The sequence below is a fragment of the Paraburkholderia sp. UYCP14C genome (assembly GCF_004197395.1).
Lineage (GTDB): Bacteria > Pseudomonadota > Gammaproteobacteria > Burkholderiales > Burkholderiaceae > Paraburkholderia.
This window is the reverse complement of record NZ_SELS01000316.1, coordinates 1-649: the sequence shown is the minus strand read 5'-3', so window position 1 is coordinate 649 and position 649 is coordinate 1. Positions and strand designations below refer to the sequence as shown.

Below are 649 nucleotides of genomic sequence, written 5' to 3'. Positions count from 1 at the left end.
TGCGAGGCCTGGCAACCCCGCTCAGGCGCGTTGCCTGCGCAAACTGATCGGCGCATCCGGATTTCAGCTGGAAATTGCACGCGAAACACTCCTGATCATCGCTTCGGTCCTCATGACGAGGCGCTTTTCAACAGCCTGCTACGTCAACCAGGCGTAGAGAATATGCGTTCGGAAAATTTTCATGCGTCTTACCGTCCAGCTCGACACGTTTAATACCGCCCGTCCTATGGCATTCGCAATCCTCTGGCTCGACACAGAAAAGCGGCAATGGTCGCGCGAGGCTCATTCCGGACTCGACTTACCCGAATGGGGCTCGTTGCACGTGGATTGCGGCAACACGTTAGTGTGCGGGCCCAGCGAAAACACACTCGCGTATGTTCTCGAAGGATTGAATCTTGACTGTCGTTATAGACTTTTTGAAGGCGACGCGGGATGCGCGCTGCGGTATACAGAAGGACGTTGGGCTCCATCAAACGGGCACTGGCATATTCAGTGTGTTGATAACCAACGAGGGCGGCCTGAACATGAACTGTTCGCCACCGGCAAGGATTCCTGACGCCAATCTGCGTTAAGGCAACGCTGATCAAGTCCACCGATCCGGTAAGTCAAGCGTTGTAGAGATCGGGTTCAACGAGGAATGCAGAACAGG

The 649-nt window shown here is 54.9% G+C and carries 1 protein-coding gene; it reads left to right on the top strand.

The window, feature by feature from the left end; genetic code table 11:
- Positions 1–181 precede the first annotated feature (181 nt).
- Complete coding sequence (locus tag EVC45_RS45025; protein WP_129964409.1) at positions 182–556, top strand: DUF3564 family protein; 375 nt, start codon at positions 182–184, stop codon at positions 554–556.
- Positions 557–649: the final 93 nt, after the last annotated feature.